The organism is Desulfobulbus elongatus DSM 2908 (assembly GCF_000621145.1).
Taxonomy (GTDB): domain Bacteria; phylum Desulfobacterota; class Desulfobulbia; order Desulfobulbales; family Desulfobulbaceae; genus Desulfobulbus; species Desulfobulbus elongatus.
Window position 1 is genome coordinate 1 of record NZ_JHZB01000099.1, and the last position, 1,080, is coordinate 1,080.

Genomic DNA, 1,080 nt, shown 5'->3' on the forward strand with positions numbered 1-1,080 from the left:
CGCCAAAAGCAGCGGCTGATTACACGAAAAGTAAAGTTGCTGATCTCAAAAGGCAGGCTGAACTGGAGACAGAGCCCGATAAAAAATCGGCATTGTTTGAGGAGGCGCAGAAATGGGGACCAAACGGTTCCTACAATATTGCCATGAACATTCTTATCGGTGCCGCTGGTGGCGGGGCCACGGGCACGGTTTCTTCGATTACCAAAGAATCACTGTCCTGGGCGGCTAACGAAATGCGGCAGGCTATGATTGATGATTCTAAGAAATTCAATGGGATATGCGTTGTTGGAACAGAAGATTGTATTAGTAACGCATCAGGTCAGAGTGATGGCGTGAATGGTGATGGTTTTAAACTTGCAGGGGGGCGTATTGTACTTGATAAGTGGTGTGAGGATGGGCGTTGTACTCGTGATCCATCAACCAAAAGTGGTTATGCAGAAAACCCAGATGGAACGGTTAAATTTAATCCGGGAATGGATGCTCATGGAAATCAACTGACGATAACGCAGTTTTTAGAGCAACATCCAGACTGGGAAAGCCCGATGGGAGGTCATCAAGGAGGAAAAGGGGTGGTGGGATTACTCAGAGTAACGATAGATTATCAGAAAGGTTCATTGTTTGACAATGTGGCAGAGTTTTATGCGGGAATGCATGACATGTTGAATAGTGTTCTTTGGTATGACAGTAATGGGAATGCAAAGGATTTAGATGGGATGGTTAAGGGTGTCGGAGAGGCGTTTAATTATGTCAATGTAGGGTTGGCAACCCCTTTTGCGTTAAGCACTTTATTGCCACCAGAAGTTTGGGACACAATTATGGTGGGCATTCAAAATGCTCGATAAGACGGGAGAAAAGATGAAAAAAATATTTTTATTTATTGCAATTTGTATTGTCTGTTTTTTGCTTGCTGCGTGTTTTGGGCGTGGGGGTTGGCATGGGGGGCCTTGGTAACAGGAAAAATAGCACGAAAATCTGGGCATATCTATTTTGGTTCATCCGGCAAATGCGTACCCGACTGCGGAATGAGTGGCGAAGTGACATGGCATGAGAGATGTTGTCTGGTGACCAAACCCGACAACA

General features: G+C 45.3%; 1 protein-coding gene. It reads left to right on the top strand.

What is annotated here, in order from left to right; all coding sequences use genetic code 11:
• The coding region (locus Q362_RS24165; protein ID WP_211248548.1) for a hypothetical protein at window positions 1–842 on the top strand (842 nt) is incomplete at its 5' end.
• Window positions 843–1,080 lie beyond the last annotated feature (238 nt).